We start from the raw sequence: 23,875 nt of genomic DNA on the forward strand, positions 1-23,875 counted from the left end.
TACATGCCTCTTCCTATTATTACTAGTCCAGAAACTGCCGAATATAATTGTATTGCGTGGGCTGCCGAAGAAAATACCCGCTGGTGGGAACCCGACCCAATGGATCTTTATTATTGGCCAGATAATATTCCTCGCGAATTAACATTAGAAGCTTTTAGAGAAGCGTATAAAACTTTAGGATATGAACGGTGTTATGATGCTAATTTAGAAGAAAGATTCCAAAAAATAGCAATCTATATAAAAAATAAAAGACCAACTCATGCCGCAAGACAATTAAACAATGGGAATTGGACAAGCAAACTTGGACCATCTTTTGATATTGAACATGAATTTATTAAAAACTGGTCTGGTGTAATATATTGGCTTGATGGCGAACCACATGATTTATCCGGTTATGGAAAGTTAGGGTGTATTTTAAAAAGACCGGTTTCTTTGAATTCCGGTAATGCCATAGTGAATTAGCCTCCCTTTAGGGATTTACTTCATAAACCATCCTTTCCCTTTTTCCGTGTAATCTGCGGAGCGAAGCGAACGTTCCAACTAATTGTTTGGGTGGCAAAAACACCCAAAACCTGGCTTCAGATTTTCTAACCCACTATTTTATAACACCTTGGATAAAGATGGGGGGCTATAGTCCCCCGAAGCGCAGCGTAGGGGGGTAGATACCCTATCCCCCCTCCCCCTGACCCTGATATCCTGCCCATCCTGATTTATATCTCCCCCCATTTTAATTGAAATCTCCCCTCCCCTTGGCCACTAATAGGAGCCCTATGGTGAAGTAATAGGAATCCTATGGTGTGATAATAGGAACCCTATAGCGAAGTAATAGGAATCCTAATGTGTGGTAATAGGAGCCCTAAGGTGAAGCAATAGGAATCCTAAAGAGTGATAATAGGAACCCTATAGAAAGCTAATAGGAATCCTATGGTGTAGTAATAGGAGCCCTATGGTGAAGTAATAGGAATCCTAGAAGAAAATAATCTCCCTACCCCCAGAAATTCATCCACCCCTTGCGGGAAAAATAGTAAATTTTATATGGGCTATAATCCGGAATCGGGATGATTCATCTTTGTCGGCTACTAAATAGAGGGTTACGAAAGGCGGCAATCACCGGAGTGAGCGTTATCTGGAATCACGTAACGCTGTTGCCGTTACCGTTGCCATTATTTTTCAATGCCCGGCGCTCCACGGTGAAAACCCCCAGCACCATAAAGATATTGGAAAGCAATATCACCAGAATCGTATATGTGACGAAGTTTTCCGTGCCGGGTATTTTAAACGCGGCCGGCAATGAAGCCACTACCGCGGATGCCAACCCGCGCGGCAACATGGTAAAAAATGTAAATCTCTCGGCACGCATCGGCTTATATACGGCGCATAATATCCAGACAAACAGATACCTTACTATAATGAGGCTTCCCGAGATAAGCAGGGCATCCCGCAGGATTTCCGTATGCCGGAACAAATCCCGGGAAATAAGCAATCCCATATAGACAAAGAAATACGTCCGGACAAAAAATGTGAATTCACCGTGGAACTCCTCTATCTTGCCGTTAAGGGTGAAGGTTTTGGAAGTGTCAAAGACCCTTAAGAACCTGGTGCCATTGCGCAAGACCAGCCCGAAAGTAAAGGCCGCTACGGCGCCGCTACCCTTACTCATTTCCACCAGCCCAAACAAGACCAAAACCGCCGCCATGGTAGTCATATAGGAAAGGGCGGATATTTTGACGCTTTCCAGCGCCTTCATCCAGACCAGCCCGAAAAGCACGCCAGCGACTATGGCAATGGAAAAAGAGCCGACCAGCGAATTAAGGATTTTTGATGCCTGAATTTGCCCCATCAGGCTGATATCTATCAATACCAAAACCCCGATGAGCGCGAAGATTTCCGTTAAAACTGATTCTATGCTGATAATGGAGCGGGTTTCCTCCCGCGAATTCATCTTGGTAATAAGCGGAAGGATTATCGCCGGGCTGGTGCACCCAACGATACAGCCCAATATCAGGCTGTTTAAAACAGAAATACCGATGACCTGTGTGCCAATCAAATAAAGCGCGAAAACGGAAAAAGCAAACGTCCCGATGCTCAATCCAATGCCGCCGATAAAATATTTTATGATAGAATCGAAGGAAAGATGCATCCCGCCTTCAAAGAGTATGATAATCAGCGCCAGGCGGCCGAAGTAAGGCGTGATTTTCTCCAATTGGGACGCCTCTATCCATCCGGCAACCGGCCCGATAAGCGCCCCGATGGCGATGAGGAACAGGACATCCGGAATGCGGGTTTTTTGGAAGAAAAGCGTTCCGAGAAACCCGATAAAGATAATCAGCCCGGCAATCAGGAACGGCAGGTTTAAGGCGATTTCATCCATCTCTTAAGTTTATATTTTAGCGCGCCGCAAAGTCAAGGATATTCCTATAGCATAATCTGGCTTTTTGGCGCAGTTATTTTTTATCGGTTTTCCGGAAAAGCCCGTAAAGCCTGTGGATGATGCCCCTTTTCCTTTCGTGGAATTTGGGTTTTATCCCTTCCATTTCTTTACCGATTTCGATTTCAAACGATTCTGATTTCTTAATTGAGAGAATCTGGGAAGGATAAACGCTGCGATGGCCGGTCATCAGGAAGCTGATGACGCAGGCCAGAGCGGCATAAGGCGCTATTTTAGGGCCGAACATTTCTATCGCCATAATGCTTGCCGCAATCGGGGTGTTGGCGGCGCCGGCTAAAAGCGCCACCATGCCGATAGACGAAAAGGTCGCTATATCCATCCCGAAAACATCCCCCAAAAACGCTCCGGCAGTGGCTCCGATAAAAAATATCGGCGTGACGATACCGCCGCTTCCGCCGAAATTAAGGGTAATGCTGGTGAAAACAGCCTTGAGGATAAAGGCATACCAAATGGCTTTCGCGCCCCCGAGAGAAGATTGGATGGTATCCAGCCCGAGTCCGAGATATTGCCCGGAGAAAACCATGGCAAGCAATATCAAAGCCGCTCCGCCGATAACTCCTTTTAGCGGCGCCCAAAACTTCAGCTTACCGGATACAAATTTGCCCGCTTTGAGCAATTCTATCAGCAGGACCGAGCATATCCCGAAAAAAACACCTGCTAAGATTACTTTGATAAAGAAAGACCGGCTGAAAACCGGCACGACGTTAATGGCATGATGGAAATAAGCAATCCCGAGTGACGATGAAACCTGGTAGCTGATAATGCCGGCGATGAACGAGGGCAGGAGCACTTCATAAAGGACACTGCCCACGAAGAGTACCTCGATGCCGAACATCGCGCCGGCAATCGGCGTGCCGAAGACGGATGCGAAACCGGCGCTGATGCCGCAGATGACCAGCTTCTTGCGGTCGGTATTGCCGAATTTAAAGATATCAACGAACTTGGAGGCCAACCCGGCGCCAATCTGGGCGCAGGGACCTTCCTTACCGGCCGAGCCGCCCGTCGCGATGGTTAAAACAGTCGCGATCAGTTTTACCGGCACGACCAGGACTTTTATTTTGCCCGAGCGCTTATGGATTGCCTCGATGACTTTTTCCGTGCCGTGCCCTTCCGCGTCCGGCGCCAGGTATTTGATGATGATAACCGTCAGGAAAAAAGCCGCCGGCAGGAGTAGAAAAAAATAAGAATACCGTCCGGTAAAGGCAATGCTCCAATTAAGCGATTCTAAAAATATCGTGGTAGAAATGCCGACGATAATTCCGATTAAGGATGCCAAGAGCACCCATTTCAGGACGCTGATGAATAAAACCGTTTCTTCGGCTAATCTTCTGCGCATAAACTATTACGGGTTAATCACGCGGGCAAACAGGTGTCGCCGTAACATGGGCAATTTTAAGCCTTAATGCCGGAGCCTGATATATCCACCTTTTCCTGCTCCAGATTTATCGCCCGGATAGGATAAGGGATTATAATGCCTTCTTTCTTATAGCGTTCATGCAGGCGCTTGATAAATTCGTGTTTCATCAAATAATTGGCGACGAATTCCCCAGCCCGCATAATCACGCTGAAATTTATGCTCGAATCGCCGAAGGTATGGTAACGGATAAAAGGCTCGAATGTTTTGACCGCGCCCGGAACGGTTTGCTGGATTTCCTTGGCCACCTCTCCGGTAACCTTTTCGACAAACTCCAGATTGCTGTTATAATGCACCCCGACCTGGACCAATACGGCCACTTCTTTTTCAGGCAAGTAATAATTAGTCACGACCGACTGGGAAAGCTTGCTATTGGGGATAAGCACGATATTATTCGCCAGAAGCCTTACCTTAGTCACCCGCCAGCTGATATCCACGACATAGCCTTCTTCCCCGGATTCCAATTTGATAAAATCGCCGGGCCTGATATTCCTGGCAACGGTGATATAGAAACCGGAAAAGACGTTGGAAAGGGTATCCTGCAAGGCCAGCGCCACGGCCAATCCGCCGATTCCCATCGCGGTCAAAAGCGGCGTAATGGAAATCCCCAGGGCGTTCAGTACCATCAATACGCCGAGGATGATAATGACAATCCTGACCAGGTTTTGGGTCAGGCTGGTCAGCGGCATCGCCTGGTGAATCTTTTCCCCGTAAATTCCGATGAGTGCGGTGGCGATATTGGCAATGGTGATTATGGCGCTTAACCCGAAGATAGTAATCAGAGTTTTATCCGCAAAGAGGCTGGTATTTTCAGGAATAGAAGCCTTCCATATTTCCTTGGCAAAATACAGCCCTAAAAGGACGCACCAGAGGATAATTGCCTTGCGCAAATGGCGGATTACCGGGTCATCCCATTTCCACGAGGTCTTTGCCGCCAGCCGGGAAATATAACCGGCGACAATTATCTTGATAAAGAGCCCCGCCAAAACGGCAACGCACAAAATAGCGCCGGAAAGAATTATATCAAACCAGGGCTGGCCGATTAGCGTCCTAGTAGATTCCATCATTTTTCGTTTCCTCCATTATTCTTTTGAGAAACCTCTTAACGTCCGATACGTCGCGCAAATAGAATCCGGCACAAGATTCATTCGTCTGTCTGCCGACATAAATACTTATGCCCTTTTTGCGCAACACACTAAAAGCGTCTTCGTCAGTTATATCATCTCCGATAAAGACAGGCAAAACATTTTGTCCGGATGCTTTCCGCATGATAAATTTGAGCGCGTTACCCTTGTTTATATCCTTAAAAGGCGGTTTGATTTCAACCACTTTTTTACCGTAACTCGAATGCCATTCCGGCGCGACAAGGCGTTTGGCATGATGGACTGCTCTTTGGACGGCGGGAACGGCGCTGCGGTGCGCATTGCGATAATGGACGGAAAGAGTGATGCCTTTATTTTCTATGAGCAACCCTTTGATATGGCCAAGTGTTTCCGCCAAATAGCGATTGATTTTTCCCGCCTGCCTCCGAACGGCGGGACTGTATTGCCGCAATATACCACGGCCCGGCTGATAGATTTCCAATCCGTGATTGCCGGCGTAATATATATTCCTAAGCCCGACTAACCTGCGGATGTCATTTATCGCCCGGCCTGAGATAACGGATACGGTAAATTTATGATTGCGGCTTAGAGTTTTTATCAAATCACGAGTGTCTTCAGCCAGGCGCGCTAATTCCGGCCTTTTGGCAATAGGGGTGAGTGTCCCGTCGTAATCCAAACCAAGAACGATATGAGAGGCTTTTTTCAGGGACGTAAAAAGCATTTCCGACGACAAGGCATACGCACGTTTCGGCATATTATAACTGGATTAGCTCCTCGTTAAGATGTTTCAAGAACACAAAAGCCAGCAGGTAATCACGCAGATGCCTGGTAATCAGGAAGTTTTGCTTGACATGCTCCTTGCCGTTCCGGGCGAGTTTTTGGGCATATTCCGGCGTGTGTAAAAGCTGCCTGATATAATAAGCCGTGCCTTCTATGGTATTGGAAAGCAGTCCGCTGTATTTATGGGTAATCTGCAGGGGAATTCCGCCGACCGATGAGGCAACCACGGGTTTTTCCTTCCAGAGCGCCTCGGCTACGGTTAAGCCAAAGCCTTCACGCAATGATTTCTGGACTATTACCGTGGAAATCCGCTGGAGGGCGTTTATCTCTATATCGCTGGTCGGTGGCAAAAGCAAGATATGGATATCCGGGTCGTTGCCGGCTTTTTCCCGTGTTTCGGCAAGGACAGCCTCGCTTTCCGGGTCATCCGTTGCCGAACCTCCGGCCAAAACCAACTGGCAATCCGTGTGTTTTTTGACTATTTTATACGCTTCGATTACGCCAACAGGGTCTTTCAGGCGGTCGAAACGGGAAACCTGCGTAATAACGGGGCGGCCTAAATCGAGATTAAAGTTTTTGACAATTTGCAGAATCTCTGATTCGGATAAATCCTTATTCTTATTGCTTAAGGGGTCTATCGAAGGGGCAATGAGCAATTGCTTTATCTTAATCGGCTGGGCATAAGCCGGCGCGGAGAATACCGCCGCGTCATACTGTTCTATATAAGGCAATAAAAACTGCCAGACCGCCGGTAACGGGGCGGAAGAATCAATATGGCAGCGCCAGAGCCAGTTCCGGCCGATTTCTTTCCGTTTCTCTATAAGCGCGATAGGCTGGGGGTCATGTATAAAAATAATATCGCCCGCAAAATCCATTTCCCGCAAATTGGCATTGTTTACCTCCCTGAATAAATCGAATTCATCGTCCGTAAAGCTCTCTTTTTGGCCGTGCATCGCGTTGTGCATCTTCTTGGTCATAGAGAAAAACTGCTCGCCCCCTTTGATGACATCCCAGCGGGCATTGATGCCCACTTCTTTGAGGAGCGGAATCATCCGGTTGAGAATTTCCGCCACGCCGCCGCCGACCGCGGTGGAATTGATATTCTGCACGGTAAGACCCTCCAGTTTATTTCCCAAGAGGAATAATTCATCCAGGACTTCCTGCCCGATAATCCGGTTATAATCTTGCAGCTTAGACATATTTTTAATCCGTCCTGCCGGGTTCCCGGCGAAGATGTTTATCAATCAGTTTAATTATATTAGCCCGGAGGCTTTCCATCGTGTGGGTATAAGGGTCTAAACGTTCTATCTCTTTTGCCAGGGCGTGGTTCCCCAAAGAACCGGATAGCCAATTGGAAAAATCGTTGGTCGGCCGTTTCAGCCTTAAGCGTGCTTCAAAAATATGGTAATAGAGGGAATGAATGGTGACTTTCCCGATTGCCCCCCGGAATTCATGCAGGTTAGAAACTTGGTACGAAGTAGGCGTAACGAAGGTAATTGCCTTGATAAAATGGAATTCCTGCCCGGTTATGACGTCACGCAGGCAGCGGCTGTTAGCGGCGATGTAGTTTTCTATCGTAGTGATGATTTTAACGCGCAACTGGTTAAGTTCGTTGAAATCGCCTATTTCAATACTGGATAATTGTTCCGCCAAGAGGGATTCGCCCAGGATTTCCTGCACCCAGTAAGCAAAGTCGTTGGGCGGCTCCGGAGAAAGGTAAATATGCTGTTGCAAGAAATGATGGGTATGGTAATAGATAACCGCGTCAGGAGCTGATTTGAGATATTCCACCATTTCTCTGAGATTACGCGCCTTAGAGCCGGTGAGTTCCAGCAGGTTTAGCCGGGTGTAGAATACAAATGGGTTTTGGGCTTCTTTCATAATTTCACCAGTTTCTCAATAAAGTTGCCGGCCCAGAAGTAGATATTATTTTCGCGGATAGTTTCTTTCATCTTATTCAGGCGTTCGGTCTTTTCCACAGGATTCATTTCTATAGCCTGCTTGATGGCGTCGGCAACGCCGTCCGGGTCATAGGGGTTGACCAGGATGGCTTCTTTTAGTTCCCTTGCCGCGCCTGCAAAACGGCTCAAAATCAATATGCCTTTGTTATCCGCATCCGCCATCAAATATTCCTTCGCAACCAGATTCATACCGTCGTGCAGTGAACCGACTATGCAGATATCGGCTGTGCGGTAATAGGCTAAGTGTGTAGTATAATCCAACTTTTTATTCGTAATTACGATGGGATACCAGGCACCGCTCTGGTGTTTCCAGTTAACTTCCTCCGCTAATGCCTGGACGTCATCTATCAATTGTTTATATGCTTTAATATGCATTCGGGAAAGGGCGCCAATCTGGATGAATACAAATTTCTCCTTGTATTGCGGGTGTTTATCTAAAAACCTGTCCACCGCCTGTATTTTCTGCAAGATGCCTTTGGTATAATCAACCCGGTCAATACTTACCGCTAAGATTTCATAAGGCGGGTCTATTTCGTGGGCGATAAGTGGAGTTCGTTTCGTTACCTCATCTCCTCCCGCCATATTAGCGATTCCATCCGCATCAATACTGATGGGAAACGACTGGATAATAGTTTTGTGGTCCTTATAAGTAATCGCCGATTCTTCCCAATCAACCTTCGACTCCAATTCTATCTCAGCCGCGGAAAGGAAATTGTGGCAGTGGTACGGAATGTGGAAACCGAGCAAATCATTGGAAAGCAACCCTTCCATAATCTCCTTTTTCTGCGGGCAGATGCGAAATGCCTCCGGGTTAGGCCAGGGAATATGCCAGAATAAAGCCACAATTACATCAGGTCTTTTTTCCTTAATATATTTGGCGCAGAGTGTCAGATGGTAATCCTGCAACCAGACAAACGCCTTTTCATCCCCGATTTCCTCCAGAATCGCCTGGGCGAATTTCTGGTTGACTTTCTTGTAGTATTCCCAGTGGTCAGGCAAAAACACCGGCATATGGTAAACAATATGGGACATCGGCCAGAGGGCCTGGTTGGCATAGCCGTAATAATAACCGTTTTCTTCCTGTTTGGTTAACCAAACTCTTTTAAGGGTGTAGGCGGGATTTTCAGGCGGAACCCTTATCTTGTTCTGCTTATCCACCACCGTTTTGTCGGCATCACCGCTGCCGTGTGCTACCCAGGTTCCATCGCATGCCTGCATCACCGGGTTGAGCGCAATAGTTAACCCGCTGACAGAAGGGACACAGGATATTTTTTTACCGGAATATTCATGGCTGTAAGGTTCGCGGTTGGATACGACGATAAACTTGTAACCGCCAAGTTTTTGCTGAATGATTTCTTTCAATGTTTCTTTAGTCCACATTATATTTCCCCCCTCCCTCCTATGAATTGATTAACAATTCTGATTCCGGGTCAAAAAGATATAATCGGTTTAGATTAAATTCTACGCCAACTTTGCCGGAATAAGATGCGTCAATTGAAATCAGCGATTTAATATTTTCTCCATTATCTAATTTTAGCATAACAGATATTTGCGCGCCCTGCGGTTCTCTGACAACTATTTCTGCCGGTATTAAACCCTCTTTGGAGCCAGCCGGATACAGTTTTACATCTTCCGGTCGTATTCCAATGATTAAGTCCGATATTTTTATCTTCCCGATTAATTTATCCGGTAATCCAATCGTGCCGCTATTTACCAGCAATTTATTTCCTTCCGCCTGCCCTTTGATGAAGTTCATCCGCGGGCTTCCGACAAAACCCGCCACAAACATATTTGCCGGCTTATTATAAATCTCTTCGGGGGCGCCAATCTGCTGGAGCACCCCCTGATTAAATACGGCAATGCGGTCGGACAGACTCATCGCTTCGCTCTGGTCGTGTGTTACATATATAGCAGTAGTTTTAAGATTAGTAAAGAGAATTTTTAGTTCACTGCGGGTTTTTTCCCGCAACGTCGCATCTAGATTGCTAAGTGGCTCATCAAGCAGGAAAGCCTGGGGTTTACGAACGATTGCCCGTGCTAAAGCCACCCGTTGCCTCTGCCCGCCGCTTAAAGCACGGGGTTTGCGTAACAAGAAGGTTTCCAACCCTAATAAAGAAGCGGTTTCTTTAACCCGTTTGTCTATCTCTGAACGAGGTGTTTTTCTTAGCCTTAATCCCACGGCAATATTTTCATAAACGGTCATATGGGGATAAAGTGCGTAACTCTGGAAGACCATTGCCAGGTCTCGTTTCGCCGGCAGGATATCATTTGATTTTATTCCATTAATAATAATCTCGCCTTTATCAGGTATCTCCAAACCGGCAATAATCCGCAAGAACGTGGTCTTACCACAGCCCGAAGGCCCCAATAGCGTCATAAATTCGCCGTCGGCTATGGAGAGACTAATATCTTTAACGGCCGGATGTTTGCCGTCATAAATCTTTGTAATGTTCTTTAGTTCTATTGTTGCCATAATAATATAATTACTAATTATCCCTTCACCGCACCGGCCGTCAGCCCTTCGATAATCTTCCGCTGGAGGAATAATACTACCAGAACCAGGGGCAAGGTTGTCGCCACCACCGCCGCGGCAATCTGTCCCCATGGGATTTCATAAGGACTTACACCGGTTAACATTGCGATGCCGACCGGAATCGTCCGGGCGGACGCCTCACTCATAAAGGTCAACGCCAGAATAAACTCATTCCAGGAGAAGATAAATACCAGGATAGCCGTGGTCGCCAGTGCAGGCGCTGAAATCGGCAGGATTATCTTTGCCAGCAGGCCTATTCTTGAAAAACCGTCCACCAATGCCGCATCTTCAATATCACGCGGAACCTGCCGAAAAAAACCGGTTAATACCCAGATAACAAAAGGCAGATTTAATGCCGTATAAGGCAGTATCAGGGCCAAATAATTATTCGCCAGCCCCGCGGCCATAACCATCTCATAAAGAGGCACCACCAGGATAACCGGCGGGAAGAGTGCGACCAGGAGAACCGCTTTCTGTAAAAATCCTTTCCCTTTTAACGGCAAACGTGCCAGGGCATAAGACGCCGGCGTCCCCACTACTAATGCCAGAAAGGTCGTCCCGCACGCGACAATAAAACTATTCAGAATATACCGGGCAAACGGCTGGCGGGTGAAAATAGTTATATAATTACTTAATGTTATCTGGTTTGGAAGATAACTGATAGGTGATGATAATATTTCAGCGGTCGGTTTCAGCGAGGTCAAACATTCCCATAAAAATGGGCCAAGACTAAAACCCACCGCCAACAAAACCGAAAAATACAGCAACAGTTTCTTCATTAGTATTCAACCTGTGTTCTGTGCAATAACGAGATTATCCCGGCAATTGCCAGTAATATCAAGACCGTAACGATGGTTAAACTCGCCGCATAACCAATATTGAGATACCGGTATATATTATTGTAGAGATAGAGTGAGATGGTTTGGGTGCTGCCGCCCGGTCCGCCTCCGGTTAAGACCCAAACAAGGTCAAATACACCAAAGGCATGAATCGTCCGGAAAAGTAATGCCATGACAATATATGGTTTAAGTAACGGCAGAGTAACCCGTCGGAATTGACCCCACCAGCCGGCGCCATCTATCTTAATTGCTTCATAGAGGTCGCGCGGGATAGATTGTAATCCGGCTAATAAGATAATCATAATGAAGGGCGTTGTCTTCCAGATATCCGCAAAGATAAGGGCGCCCATTGCCAAAGCCGGTTTACCCAGCCAGGCAACCGGTGAACTGATAATTCCTAATTTCATCAGGATATCGTTAAAAACCCCGTAGGTGCCGTCATACATCCAGCCCCAAGCCATCGCCATCACCGCGGGCGGTAATGCCCAAGGGACTAAGGCACAGGCGCGGGCTAATCCCCGTCCCTTAAACGAGGCATTCAAAAGCAACGCAAACCCTAACCCGATAATAAATTCCAGGCTTACCGAAATAACCGTAAAAACAATTGTATTATAAAGACTGGAGTAAAACCACTTATCCGCAAGGAGTGTAGCATAATTGCTCAACCCGACAAAATGAACCGGCTCGGCAGAAGTCTTGACATTATGGAAAAAACTCAGGTAAAAGCATCTTAAGACAGGGAAAAACACTACGATAAAAAGCAAGATTGCCGCCGGTAAGATAAAAAGATAATTCTGATATCGTTTCATAGCCCTAATATAAAAAAATTAGCCAAGCCAGTCAAGAAGATTTTCGTGACACCAATAAAAACTTTTACTTAAGCAACTGCCTTATTTCCTGGGCGGCTTTTTTAAGAGCGGATTCGGGCGTTTCTTTACCAACCAAGGCACTGCTAACATATAGTTGCAGGATATCCGAAATATGTGCATAGGATGGATGTCCTGGTCTGGGACGGGCGGTTAAAAGCACTTTATATAAGTCCGAATAATGCGGGCTTTCGGAAATAATTTCGGCATCTTTAAACAAACCATGCAGGGTAGGTATAGCTCCGTTTTTGAAGTGCATTATTTTCTGTCCTTTTTCTCCGGAGACAAATTGTATAAATTTCCATGCCGCCTGTTTATTCGGCGATGATTGTGCAATAGCAAATCCCCAGCCGCCTAAAGTTGCCGCACTTCTTTGTCCTTCCTTATGAACCATAGGAATAATGCCGATTTTATCTTTTATCGGCGATTCTATCCCTTGGGCCAATGTCCAGGCATAAGGCCAGTTACGCATAAAGATTGCGTGGCCTTCCTGGAAAAGCCGGCGAGCATCTTCTTCCTGATACTTGGTAATATCCGGAGGAACAATTTTGTATCGGTTTACCAGATCGCATAACCAAGTGAGCGATTCAATGGCTTGAGGGCTGTCAATGACGATTTGATTGCTTTCATCCATTAAATCAGTGCCTCCGCCCCAGAGAATTTCAAGAAAACAGCATATAAGGCCTTCGTATTGCATTCCCTGGAAAGTAAAACCATAGAGTTCCGGCGGTTTCTGCAATTCGATAGCGATACGGTTAAGTTCATCCCATGTTTGAGGCGGCTTGAGATTATGTGCTTCAAGGATATCCTTGCGATAATATAGCATTCCGGCATCCGTACGCACAGGGACGCGATAAATTTTCTGCTGGTATTTTGAACCGGCGATATCTCCGGGAAGAAACTTTGCCTGTTCTTCCGGAGTAAAAAACTCATCCAGAGGGCTAATCCAACCGGCAGAAGCGAATTTAGGTACCCATATAATATCCATATAAACCATATCATAAACAGATTCGCCTGCCATAAAAGAACGGGCATACATATCTTCGCGGCTATTGGTGGCCGCCGGTCCCTCGACTAATTCTACTTTTATATTAGGATAAGATTGTTCGAATTCTGTTATCAGCGATTTCCATGCTCCGCCTGTGTCAGCCGCATCAAGGAATCTTAAAGTAATATTACCCTGTTCTGCTTTACCGCAAGCAGTCAGGTTTAATATTACAGCTAAAACAATCCCTGTAATCAAAAAATGTTTTAACATTAGCTAATGCTCCTTTCTTTATAATGCGAAATTAAGAAGCTCGTTAAAACTTTTAGCCTCTATCCGGTAATCCGCGACGCTATTCAGGATGTGGTTGCTGGAGCAGAAGGCAATGCCGATGCCGGCGAACCTGACCATGCAGATATCGTATTCGCTGTCCCCGACCGCGATAATATTGCCCAGCGGCATATCGTATTTTTGGGCAAGCTTGAGCATGACGTTGCTCTTGCAGAAATTATGGTTGCATTTGCTTTCTTCCGTGCGCATGAAATAGGAGGGGACTTTGACTTCTCCGGTCGCGATAGAGTTAGAAAATTCCAGTTCGTTGGCAATGGCGAAATCCGCCCCGATTTTCATCTTGATATGGTTGGCAACCGCGTCATAGCTGTCGCTGATAATCCCGACGATATAACCCCGTTTCTTTAGCTCCTGTATGGTTTCGATTGCGTCGGAAACGAGCGGAATCTTCTCCGCCGCCGCGAGCATCTGCGCGATGTTCAGCCCTTTCAGATGCTGGGCAATCAGCTTGGTCAAAAGATAGGATTCCGAATTGGTCGCCAGAATCTTAATCAGCTCTTTCTCAAAGTTAAACTCTTTTGCCGCCGTGAAAATGAACCTTCCTTCCAGCAGGGTATTGTCCATATCGAAGATAATCATCTTCTTTAAGGGCAAGAGCGTTTCTTTGATAGCCAGTTCCATCTGGTCGCGGATGATATTGATGGTTTCCAAAGAATCGAGGGAGAAATCCGGGCGGGTTCGGGAGCGCTTGAGGATAGCGCGTGAAACCTCGCGGGACATTTTCCCCAGTTCGCGCCACTGTTTCATCTTGTGCGAAACGTTGCCGATGTTGACTTCGCGTATCCGGACGCCTAAATTGAGCATATCAAGAAGTATCCCGATATCCACCCCGTAATCATTCTCGAACGTTATCTTTTGGAGGAACACTTTTTTGCCCGCGATAATCCCGCTCAACGGCTGGGAGAATTTGAGGGCTTCCGGCATCAATAGAGAAAGGAGCGGCTTGGCAACCAGTTCGGTCACCCGGCCGGCTTCGCGGCCGAAAGTGGATTTAACGAAATCCGCTTCATCCTTAAGGATGGGTTCAGCCAGGCGGTCAATCACATCCGGGGCGTAATTATCTATATCGCCGTCCAGGTAAACGACGATATTATTCTTCGCGACAAGCAATCCATCCATCATGGACGCGCCTTTGCCGATTTTGGGGGATGTGATTACGCTCGTGCCGGATTCCTTGGCAATCTCCACGGTCCGGTCGACGGACTTATCGTCCACGACGATTACTTCATCAACCCCTTTGGATTGGCGGGCAAGCGTTATCACCCGGCCGATAGTCTTTTCTTCGTTAAGGGTTGGAATAATTACTGATATCATATATAATCAGAAGCTATATTAAAACAACCTTTTTAAGACCAAAATGCGCAATCAGCCAAAGCGCAATCGCCGCGATGGGGAGGACCGTTACATATAATTTAACCGCGCGCCGTTCAGGTTCAGGGGCGTCCGGTTGCGGCTTATCAGCAATCCGCGCCGCAACGGTAAGCATCAAAACCACCCCGTAGAAAATATCGAACGGGCCGGGGAAGGCTGCCTGGTAAATGCCGATGAAGATAGCGCTGATAAACAAGGCAGCCGGCCCGACTAAAATCCAAAAGACTCTTAATAAACATCCGCCCAATGGGGTCTCTTTTTCATTATCCATAATAGGCCTCCTTTAATAGCGCAGAAAATCAGTCAATCAATGTGAACAAACGATAAGAAAACGCGTATCAATGAAGCTAAACCAAGGTGGCTACTTAAAAAGGAGGGTCGCGGGGAATGGGTGGAAAACTCAATATATAAATCTTATTGCCGGATAATAGTATTTTATTGTCCATGAACACTATTCTATTATTATCCCAAGCGCCTGTCAAGAAAACTTACCTGAAGAACACAAAAGTGGTCAGGATAAATATCGGGATTAATATCAGGACCGAATAAGCCATATAGCCGAAGAACGAGGGCATTTTAATATGCGATTCCTCGGCGATTGCCTTGACCATAAAATTCGGGCCGTTTCCGATATAGGTGTTCGCGCCCATAAAGACCGCCCCGCAGGAAATCGCGGTAAGCAATACTATACTGCTTTGCCCTGCTTTAAGGAATTCCGCCAGGTAAGAGCCTTCCAGCGGGACGTTCATTATCCCGCTTGCCGTCGCGGCCATGGTCAGGTAGGTCGGCGCGTTATCCAGGAAGCTGGAAAGCGAACCGGTCGCCCAGAAGAAATGCCACGGCTCGGTTAATCCCAAAGACTTGCCGTTTGCGTTCAGCAATATCAAGGCCGGCACCATGGTGGCGAATATGCCGATGAATAAGACCGCCACCTCGATTATCGGGGCAAAGGTAAACCCGTTTTCCTTGCGGGTGTGCTTTTTGGTCATGACCATGGAAAGTATCGCCAGGAAAACCATAAAGCCCTCTTTAACGCCGAATTCCCAGGGATGCTTTTCCTCTCCGCCTAACGGGTCTCCGGAAAGGAATATTGTCGCGACGATTCCCAAGAGTAACAGGAAATTAATTCCGCCTTCGATTGCCAAAGGCTTTTTAGGCTCGACCTGCTTATCCAAATCGCCCGGAGTGGCGATATCTTCACGCCTGAATTTCCACTGGTCGATAAAGTTAAAGACGATTAAGAGTATCCCGTTGACAAAAAGCCATTCCATCCAGAGCCTGAATGTCCAAAGGAACGGGACGCCTTTAAGGAATCCCAGGAAGAGCGGCGGATCGCCCAGCGGGGTCAATAACCCACCGCAGTTTGCCACGATAAAGATGAAGAAAATAATGACGTGCGCCTTATCCTTGCGCGCCTTATTGGCCCGGATGAGGGGACGGATTAAAAGCATTGCCGCACCGGTCGTCCCGATAAAACTGGCCAGGACCGCGCCTATCGCCAAAACTACGGTATTTGTTAGCGGGGAACCAGCCAGCGACCCCTTGATGTAAATACCACCGGCAATGATAAAAAGAGAGCCTAAAAGAATAATAAACGAAATATAATCCTGAAGCACGACCAATAATTCCGGCGGATAGACGTTTAGGACATAAATAACCGCCGGAAGGCCTAAGACAAACGAGATGATTCCTTTATTTAGGTTGCTTTCCCACCAGTGATGGAACATTAAAGGCAATATTGCGATACAGAGGAGCATCAGGACAAACGGCGTAATCCACCATATGTTAATATCCGGGGCGTGGTGTCCGCCGCTTTCCGGATGCGCTTCCGCGCTTGCCGCATGCGGCGCGGGTTCGACGGTCTGAGCAAAGGCTCCGCTTATCAAAAGTACTACCATGGCTAATGATATAACCAGGCCTATTTTCTTAATCATAGCTTTCTTTCCTTTTCAATCAATCTCAAATATTAAGCTACCCGGCTTGGACTCGAACCAAGACTAAGAGAACCAAAATCTCTTGTGCTACCAATTACACCACCGGGTATTATCCGAAACTTATGGTTAGATGTTACAAGTTGCCTGATAAAATGTCAAAAGTTTTAGGATGATACTTTGTTGATAAGCGATGCGAAATAGCCGGCGCCGAATCCGTTATCAATATTTACGACCGAAACCCCTGCCGCGCAGGAATTAAGCATGGTCAAAAGCGGTGCGATGCCCCCGAAATGCGAGCCGTATCCCACGCTGGTTGGGACAGCAACAACCGGCTTTGAAACGAGTCCCCCGACGACGCTTGGCAACGCCCCTTCCATCCCAGCCACCACGATAATTACCTTTGCCTCGTCCAAGAGTTTGCTATGGGCTAATAACCGGTGCACGCCGGCAACACCGACATCATAAAGGGTTTTAACCTGATTCCCCATGATTTCGGCGGTAATCCTCGCTTCCTCGGCCACCGGTATATCCGAAGTCCCGGCGCAGGCTACTAAAATAAACCCTTTTCCTCTTTCATCTTTCATCTTTTCTCTTTTAGTTACCGTTACGCAACGCGCCTCTCTATGATAAACCGCGTTTCGCGCGATGGATTTAATCGCCTTATACGCCTTTTCGTCCGCACGCGTGGCCAAAAGCACTTTGCTGTGCTTGAGAATCTCTCCGGCAATATGTTTAATTTGTTGGGGAGTTTTACCCTGGCAGAAAATCACCTCCGGAAAGCCACACCGCTGGTGGCGGCCTGTATCCACCATCGCGCAATCTAATTTACTGTAGGTTTTTCTCATTGCCTAAATCCAGTGTTTAAGGATAAGATAGCTGATTGCCGAAACAACCGCTGCGGCCGGGATGGTCAGAATCCACGCCCAGACGACCCTTCCGGCTAAACCCCACTTGACCGCGGTCAGTCTTCTAGTCGCGCCGACCCCGATAATCGAGCCGGTTATCGTATGCGTCGTGCTTACCGGAACTCCCATAAATGTGGAGACAAAAAGCATTGCCGCGCCGGCGGTCTCCGCGCAGAACCCTCCGACCGGCCGCAGTTTTGTTATCTTTTGCCCCATTGTCTTTACTATCCGCCACCCGCCCATCAAGGTTCCCAATCCCATTGCCGCGTGGCAGGCAAGCACTACCCACAAAGGCACGTAGAATTCAGTTCCTAAATAACCGGAAGTAAACAATAGAATTGCGATAATACCCATGGTCTTTTGGGCGTCGTTGCCGCCGTGCCCCAAACTATAGGAGGCGGCCGACAGGAGCTGGAGCTTGCGGAAATAACCATCTACCTTCACGGGCGTGGCATTACGGAACAGCCAATTTGTTATATTCATAAAAATAAAACCAAGTATCAGTCCAGACACCGGAGACAATACGATAAAAACGCATATCATCAAAACGCCTTTGGCAATTACCACTCCGAACCCGTTATGGGTAATGGCCGCGCCAAGCAAACCGCCGACTAGGGCATGGGATGAACTGACCGGCAATCCGAGATACCAGGTAAGGATATCCCAAACAATCGCGCCCAAGAGTCCGGCTGCAATCACCGCCGTGGTGATGGCGCTGGATTCCACTACGCCTTTGCCGATGGTGGTCGCCACATGCGTCTCGAAAATAAGAAAGGCGATAAAATTGAAGAATGCCGCCCAGATAACCGCCTGCTTGGGGGAAAGGACGCGGGTGGATACGACCGTGGCGATGGAATTGGCCGCGTCATGAAGCCCGTTTACGAAATCAAAGATAAGGGCGATAGCGATTATTATGATGACTATGGTCAATCGAAATTCCTCCCCCCGCTACGCGTTCTTGAGGACGATTCCCTCAACGATATTGGCGACATCCTCGCATCGGTCGGTCGCCCGTTCCAAATCCTCGTAAATCTCTTTCCATTTTATCACGTAAATCGGGTCGTCCTTTTTGCCTTCGAACAGTTCCACCATAGACTTGCGCAAAAGCACATCGCCTTCGTTTTCTATGGTATTAACGGCAATACAGCAATCGAAAATGCATTTCTGGTCTTTTATTTTGCGCAAACTGGAAATCCCCGTTGAAAGAACTTCGGTGGCTTTAACCAGGATTTTACCGAACGATTTGGCGTGTTCCGTGACATAAGGGATTTTGTATAGCGATAACCGGCTGGCCGCGGCATCCATAAAATCTAAAACGTCATCTAGTTTGGTTATCAGCGCGTAAATATCCTCCCGTTCAAGCGGCGTCACGAAGGTTTTATTGACCATTTCCACGGTCTGGTGCGTAAGCTGATCACCCTGGTGTTCGATATCTTTCATCCTCTTGATTTTCTGCTCGACATCTTTGGGATAATTCTGCAGTAAGTCATCCAACGCTTTGGCGCCCTGGCAGGTGTTGTTTGCCGCCTTCTCGAATAATTCGTAGAATTCCTTGTCCTTGCTTAATCCAAACATAATCCTCTCCTTATTTGCATTTTAAAGAGTAAAACAAAATCAGGTGATTAAACCACGTAATATAAAATTTGTCAAAGGTTTTTACTATGGATAGTTTTCATATCCGCGGGCCGGATTAATTTGATTTATACAAACGGTTGTAATGCTCCTCATAAACGTTACGGGGCACCATTTTATACGCCAGAAACAGCAATAAGGGAACGATGATAATATCATCCAATTGCACCAGCACCGGTATGAAATCCGGTATCAGGTCGAAAGGCAGCATAAAATAACCGGCCGCCAGCGCGATCAGCCAGCGCGCCAGGCGCGGAGTGCGCTTGTCGCAGTAAATCGCCCGGTAAAGCTCCATCCGCTGTTTCAGGCTTGTTAATATTTTTCTCATCAGGTCGGCACCGCGTCAAGGTAAAGATTATTTGCTTTGATATCTTTCTTTTTATGGTAAGCCACTCCGGCAATCATCGCGGCGTTATCCGTGCAGAGCCAAATAGGCGGGATGACCAGCCGGATATTTCCCCTTTCAGCCTCTGACTGCATCTTATCGCGCAGGCGACTGTTGGCAACGACTCCTCCGCCGACGATTATTGTCTTTGCCTTGAATTTATCTGCGGCGCTAAAAACCCTTTCCGTAATCGTCTCCACCACCGCCTCCTGGAAACTTGCCGCCACGTCCGGAACCTTTATCCCGCGCTTTAATGGGCTGCTCTTTGTGGCGTTCTGGCCCTTGGCGTAATATAAGACGGCGGTCTTAAGCCCGCTGAAACTGAAGTTGAATGATTTCCGGTCGGGCACGCCTAAAGGAAATCTTATCGCCTTCGGGTTTCCTTTCATCGCGGCCTTCTGTATGCTCGGACCGCCCGGATAGCCCAATCCGAGAATCGCCGCCACCTTGTCAAACGCCTCGCCTGCCGCGTCGTCAACCGTAGAGCCTATACGCCGGTATTTGTTTATACTGGACATTAAATAGAGCGAGGTATGTCCACCTGACGCGACTAAACCTATCGCCGGATAATTAATATTAGAATTTGTCGCCAGGTATCCCGCATAGAGATGCGCTTCCGAATGGTTTATCCCGATAAGCGGCTTATTAAGGATAAGGCTTAGAGATTTAGCCGCCGAGACCCCGACCAAGAGCGCCCCGACCAACCCCGGCGTATTGGCAACGGCAATTGCGTCTATATCTTTTAGCTTCAGCCTCGCCTTAGTTATCGCACGGTCGATAACCGGAAGGATTGATTCAATATGTGCCCGGCAAGCGATTTCCGGCACCACGCCCCCGTATAACTTGTGCAAATCTTCCTGCGATACGACCACATTGGATAAAATCCTATAGCCATCAACAACCACGCTTGCCGCGGTTTCGTCGCAGGAGCTTTCGATACCCAGGCAAATAAAACGCTTCATTTCAGTATTATAACCTTATCATTTTCTATCTTGATTCTTCTCTCGGCAAATAATCTGATGGCTTCCGGATAAGCGATGAGTTCCTCCGCAAAGACACGGTCAGCCAGCGAATGCGGGGTATCGCTTGCCAATACCGGAATCTTCCTCTGCAGGATTATCGGTCCCTTGTCATAAACATTATCCGCGAAGTGGACCGTGCATCCGGTAAACTTGGCGCCGGCCGCTATCACCGCCTCGTGGACTTTATCCGTATAAAAACCCTTCCCTCCGAATGCCGGCAGAAGCGCCGGATGGATATTCATCACCTTACGCTCGTATTCGGGCGGAATTTTATAAAGGTTAAGGAACCCAGCCATGGTAATCAAATCTATCGGATAATTCTTAAGGACCTTATTTATCGCGTCGCTGAATTCTTCCGAGCTCTTGAACTCCTTGCGGTTGACCGTAAAGGCGGGGATATTATGCTTCCTGGCTCTGTCCAAGCCGACAACGTTGGGCTTGCTGGAAATGACCATCTGAATCTTGGCTGGAAGTTCTCCCTTGGCAATCAGGTCGATAAAATTCTGCAACGTCCTCCCCGAACCCGATATCAAAACCGCTAGGTTAATAATATTCCTCATCTTATCCTCACTCCTCGCTACTCGCTACTCACTTCACAATGGCGGTTGCCGCCATCTGCTGATTCGACGCAATCCCATACCCGTCGAGCGAAACCGCGATAACGCCGATGGGCATCTCCTTCGGATACAGCTTCACTCCCCATTCACAGGCATGCTGGGCGGAGAACCTTTCCGCCATCTTTTGGTATATCTCGCGGGCGAGCATCTTCTTGGTGATTTCCTCCCCGATTCCGGTCGATGCCACCGCGCCGAACGGCCCGGCATAGAATCCGCATCCGACCAGCGGCGTATCCCCGATTCTTCCAGACAGCATGAAAGAGGTCCCTCCGGTCGAGTCTGCCACCGCGAAGTTATTCTTCCCGTCCCGCGCCACCACGCCGACGGTGTCATGCACGCCTTTTAGGTATGCCTTAAGGAACCGCAGGTTCTTTTTCTCCTCCCATTTCTGGGTAATCCATTGGGGAAGCTTGTTCGTCTTCATCTGGCGCATGCGCTTGGCATAAAGCTTTATCGCCTTTTGGGTTGAAGGGTCGTAATCCGGGAAACCTTTCAGTCGGGCGAAATCCGTCGCGCCCTTGCCGGATAAGAATGTATGGGGAGAGCCGACCAGCGCATAAGCTACCTTAACCGGGTTCTTGACGCGCTGGATAACCGCCACCGCGCCGAGCGCGCCATTGGAATCCATTACCGCGGCATCCATCTCTATGCTCTTGCCATCCAAGCGCAGATACGAACCCGTCCCGGCATTGAAGCGCGGGTCATCTTCCATGGACATCACGCCGGCAACTGCCGCCTCCAGGACCGAACCGGTCTTTTTAAAGGCTTTCAGCGCCTCTCTGGCGGCCTTGTCCGTGCCGTCTTTTAAAGTAAGCGGACTGCCCGTCCCGCCGTGCGCGACGATGATTACTTTAGTCCTGCGCGAAGTCGAAGGGTTCTTCATATATTATTATATCTTTCCTAATTATTTCCCCTCCATTTACGGGAGGGGGCCGGGGGAGGGCGATTATTTTCGCTCCCTCTTTCGCTCTGTGCTTCCAACGCCCAGCATTCTCAAAATAATAGATACAAATAACCCAAAGGCAAAGCCGCCGGCATGCGCCCAGTAAGCCATGCCAGACGGCATATTATAACTTATTTCCGCGTAGGAAAGCAATAATTGTTGGACAAACCAAAAGCCCAGGAACACGATTGCCGGCATATAAAAGGAGAAGGGGAAGATAAGGAAGATTGCCCAGAACTTGATTCGGCTGAAGGGGAAAAAGGCCAGGTAACTGCCGAGTATTCCGGCAACCGCTCCGGAAGCGCCGATGGTCGGTATATCGGAGGCGTAATGCGTCACCACGTGCGCCCCGCTGGCGATAAGCCCGCTCACCAGATACAAAACCAGGTAGCCGAAATGTCCGACTTTATCTTCCACGTTATCCCCGCAGATTAAAAGGAAGAGCATATTGCCGATAAGGTGCGCCAGGCTCCCGTGGAGGAACATAGATGTAAGGAAGGTAAGCGGCTCCAATCTCTCCGGGATAAGGGCGTATTGGTAGATGAAATCCTCGTCCAGCCCATATGCGAAAAAGACGTAGCAGTTGACGGCGGCCAGAAGGTAGTTAACGAATGGGAAAGTCCTTCTCGAATTGACATCGCCGACGGGCAGCACGATAAACATAAATAATTTCTATAGTGCACCGATTGAACTGATTTCTCTGATAAACAAAACCATCGGCTTAATTCGCTTAATCTGTGTACAAGCAACCTATATTATAAAAGTAGTTTACAAAATGTAAACATAAACCAGATCATTCACCGCCAATCCGTAGAGATCATGGAGAAATAATTTATAAGGGAAACAAAGGGGAAGGAAAATAAATCCTGATCTCTTTATGAAAAGGACTTGACAAGAGCAGTGTTGTGCTGATAAGAAGCATCAACCTTCCGGCAATGATATACAAAACCATCTTCATACAGTTTTATTTAATTGCTCTTTTCTCAAACACGGCAACTACCGGGAAATGGTCAGAGCCGCCGCCATGAATTACCATTGCGTTAAGGCAGTATAATTTCTTGGAATACAGGATATGATCGAATCTTTTCTTTAGTGTAATATAACTCGTCTGCCATTCCCAGGTTTTGCTTTTGTAATCAAATTCTGCCAGTGCATCGGTATATCCCTGCTTGACCGCCCATTCAATCGCATCACTTGAATCGCTCTCGTTAAAATCACCCAGGACAATCGTGGCGGTTTCTTTTTTAAGGTGCGAGAAGAGCGTTTGTATCTCGCCCAGGCGTATTTCAGGTGTTGATAAATAAGCGCCGATGCTGAAACTGCCTTTGTTATTAAGCGTTGGGTGGAGATGGACACTCAGGATTTGTATGGACCCGATATCGGTTTCGAATTCGTTGACCCAGCCTGGAAACCAGCCTTTAGCCGGCAGGATATATTTAAGTTCTTTAAAGGGTTTCTTTGAAAATAACGCCTGCCCTCCGGCGCCGCCTTCATGGCGGAAATCAATAAATGGATAAATGCCTTCTAGTCCGACAGATAAGAACCTTTCCCAGTCCGGAGTGGTTTCTTGAAGGCAGATGATATCCGCGTTTATGTCGCGCAATATCCGGAGCGTTTCATTAGACTGGGGCATGCCCCAATTAACATTCCATGTCACGATTTTGAAGTGCGGCCCGGTCGGCTCCTCCGGTTTTCTTAACACCCTATGAACGCAGGATAAAGACAGGGTGAGAATTAGCGTGATTAATATGCAACGAAAGCCCTTACCCATAAAAATAGATTATA

General features: G+C 47.6%; 24 protein-coding genes and 1 tRNA gene. 1 reads left to right on the forward strand and 24 read right to left on the reverse strand.

Going from position 1 to position 23,875, the window contains the following annotated elements; all coding sequences use genetic code 11:
- The first annotated feature begins 3 nt into the window (after nt 1-3).
- The gene (locus HY811_02895; GenBank protein ID MBI4833756.1) at nt 4-462 is read left to right on the forward strand and encodes a hypothetical protein; all 459 of its coding nucleotides are present in this window, start codon (nt 4-6) and stop codon (nt 460-462) included.
- Between the two features lie 670 nt (nt 463-1,132).
- Here the strand turns inward: HY811_02895 and HY811_02900 are convergent.
- The 24 genes from HY811_02900 to HY811_03015 form a co-directional block, all read right to left on the reverse strand.
- Complete coding sequence (locus HY811_02900; GenBank protein ID MBI4833757.1) at nt 1,133-2,371, reverse strand: cation:proton antiporter; 1,239 nt, start codon at nt 2,369-2,371, stop codon at nt 1,133-1,135.
- Nucleotides 2,372-2,444: 73 nt separating this feature from the next.
- Entirely contained in the window at nt 2,445-3,785 is a 1,341-nt protein-coding gene (locus HY811_02905) for a chloride channel protein (GenBank protein MBI4833758.1), read from the reverse strand.
- Between the two features lie 56 nt (nt 3,786-3,841).
- Nucleotides 3,842-4,930 (reverse strand): mechanosensitive ion channel family protein, encoded by a 1,089-nt coding sequence (locus HY811_02910; protein MBI4833759.1) that lies wholly within the window; start codon nt 4,928-4,930, stop codon nt 3,842-3,844.
- A complete protein-coding gene (gene otsB / locus HY811_02915) occupies nt 4,914-5,720 on the reverse strand; it encodes a trehalose-phosphatase (GenBank protein ID MBI4833760.1) in 807 nt (268 codons plus the stop codon). Before otsB ends, HY811_02910 begins: the two co-directional genes overlap by 17 nt.
- Nucleotide 5,721: 1 nt before the next feature.
- Entirely contained in the window at nt 5,722-6,945 is a 1,224-nt protein-coding gene (locus tag HY811_02920) for a glycosyltransferase (GenBank protein ID MBI4833761.1), read from the reverse strand.
- Nucleotides 6,946-6,949: 4 nt separating this feature from the next.
- Entirely contained in the window at nt 6,950-7,627 is a 678-nt protein-coding gene (locus tag HY811_02925) for a hypothetical protein (protein ID MBI4833762.1), read from the reverse strand.
- The gene (locus HY811_02930) at nt 7,624-9,087 is read right to left on the reverse strand and encodes a trehalose-6-phosphate synthase (GenBank protein ID MBI4833763.1); all 1,464 of its coding nucleotides are present in this window, start codon (nt 9,085-9,087) and stop codon (nt 7,624-7,626) included. Before HY811_02930 ends, HY811_02925 begins: the two co-directional genes overlap by 4 nt.
- 19 nt (nt 9,088-9,106) lie before the next feature.
- The gene (locus HY811_02935) at nt 9,107-10,180 is read right to left on the reverse strand and encodes an ABC transporter ATP-binding protein (protein MBI4833764.1); all 1,074 of its coding nucleotides are present in this window, start codon (nt 10,178-10,180) and stop codon (nt 9,107-9,109) included.
- 17 nt (nt 10,181-10,197) lie between these two features.
- A complete protein-coding gene (locus HY811_02940) occupies nt 10,198-11,019 on the reverse strand; it encodes a carbohydrate ABC transporter permease (GenBank protein MBI4833765.1) in 822 nt (273 codons plus the stop codon).
- Complete coding sequence (locus HY811_02945) at nt 11,019-11,888, reverse strand: sugar ABC transporter permease (GenBank protein MBI4833766.1); 870 nt, start codon at nt 11,886-11,888, stop codon at nt 11,019-11,021. Before HY811_02945 ends, HY811_02940 begins: the two co-directional genes overlap by 1 nt.
- A gap of 64 nt (nt 11,889-11,952) precedes the next feature.
- The gene (locus HY811_02950) at nt 11,953-13,203 is read right to left on the reverse strand and encodes an ABC transporter substrate-binding protein (protein MBI4833767.1); all 1,251 of its coding nucleotides are present in this window, start codon (nt 13,201-13,203) and stop codon (nt 11,953-11,955) included.
- A gap of 18 nt (nt 13,204-13,221) precedes the next feature.
- Nucleotides 13,222-14,595 carry an HAD-IB family phosphatase gene (locus tag HY811_02955; protein MBI4833768.1) on the reverse strand — a complete coding sequence of 458 codons (1,374 nt, stop codon included), beginning with the start codon at nt 14,593-14,595 and terminating at the stop codon, nt 13,222-13,224.
- Between the two features lie 13 nt (nt 14,596-14,608).
- Entirely contained in the window at nt 14,609-14,923 is a 315-nt protein-coding gene (locus HY811_02960; protein MBI4833769.1) for a hypothetical protein, read from the reverse strand.
- Nucleotides 14,924-15,140: 217 nt separating this feature from the next.
- The gene (locus HY811_02965; GenBank protein MBI4833770.1) at nt 15,141-16,550 is read right to left on the reverse strand and encodes a sodium:proton antiporter; all 1,410 of its coding nucleotides are present in this window, start codon (nt 16,548-16,550) and stop codon (nt 15,141-15,143) included.
- A 73-nt stretch (nt 16,551-16,623) separates the two neighbouring features.
- Nucleotides 16,624-16,695: transfer RNA gene (locus HY811_02970), tRNA-Gln, on the reverse strand.
- A gap of 55 nt (nt 16,696-16,750) precedes the next feature.
- The gene (larB, locus tag HY811_02975) at nt 16,751-17,431 is read right to left on the reverse strand and encodes a nickel pincer cofactor biosynthesis protein LarB (GenBank protein MBI4833771.1); all 681 of its coding nucleotides are present in this window, start codon (nt 17,429-17,431) and stop codon (nt 16,751-16,753) included.
- A gap of 3 nt (nt 17,432-17,434) precedes the next feature.
- On the reverse strand, nt 17,435-18,421 hold the full coding sequence (locus HY811_02980; protein ID MBI4833772.1) for an inorganic phosphate transporter: 987 nt from the start codon (nt 18,419-18,421) through the stop codon (nt 17,435-17,437).
- Between the two features lie 18 nt (nt 18,422-18,439).
- The gene (locus HY811_02985) at nt 18,440-19,066 is read right to left on the reverse strand and encodes a DUF47 domain-containing protein (GenBank protein MBI4833773.1); all 627 of its coding nucleotides are present in this window, start codon (nt 19,064-19,066) and stop codon (nt 18,440-18,442) included.
- 115 nt (nt 19,067-19,181) lie between these two features.
- A complete protein-coding gene (locus HY811_02990; protein ID MBI4833774.1) occupies nt 19,182-19,451 on the reverse strand; it encodes a DUF1232 domain-containing protein in 270 nt (89 codons plus the stop codon).
- A complete protein-coding gene (gene tsaD, locus HY811_02995) occupies nt 19,451-20,470 on the reverse strand; it encodes a tRNA (adenosine(37)-N6)-threonylcarbamoyltransferase complex transferase subunit TsaD (protein ID MBI4833775.1) in 1,020 nt (339 codons plus the stop codon). Before tsaD ends, HY811_02990 begins: the two co-directional genes overlap by 1 nt.
- Complete coding sequence (gene purN / locus HY811_03000; protein ID MBI4833776.1) at nt 20,467-21,090, reverse strand: phosphoribosylglycinamide formyltransferase; 624 nt, start codon at nt 21,088-21,090, stop codon at nt 20,467-20,469. The genes tsaD and purN overlap by 4 nt, the downstream gene beginning before the upstream one ends.
- A gap of 28 nt (nt 21,091-21,118) precedes the next feature.
- The gene (locus HY811_03005) at nt 21,119-22,030 is read right to left on the reverse strand and encodes an isoaspartyl peptidase/L-asparaginase (protein ID MBI4833777.1); all 912 of its coding nucleotides are present in this window, start codon (nt 22,028-22,030) and stop codon (nt 21,119-21,121) included.
- Nucleotides 22,031-22,093: 63 nt separating this feature from the next.
- Complete coding sequence (locus tag HY811_03010) at nt 22,094-22,753, reverse strand: rhomboid family intramembrane serine protease (GenBank protein MBI4833778.1); 660 nt, start codon at nt 22,751-22,753, stop codon at nt 22,094-22,096.
- A gap of 301 nt (nt 22,754-23,054) precedes the next feature.
- Nucleotides 23,055-23,861 carry an endonuclease/exonuclease/phosphatase family protein gene (locus HY811_03015; protein ID MBI4833779.1) on the reverse strand — a complete coding sequence of 269 codons (807 nt, stop codon included), beginning with the start codon at nt 23,859-23,861 and terminating at the stop codon, nt 23,055-23,057.
- Nucleotides 23,862-23,875: the final 14 nt, after the last annotated feature.

This window comes from Planctomycetota bacterium (assembly GCA_016207825.1).
GTDB lineage: Bacteria > Planctomycetota > MHYJ01 > JACQXL01 > JACQZI01 > JACQZI01.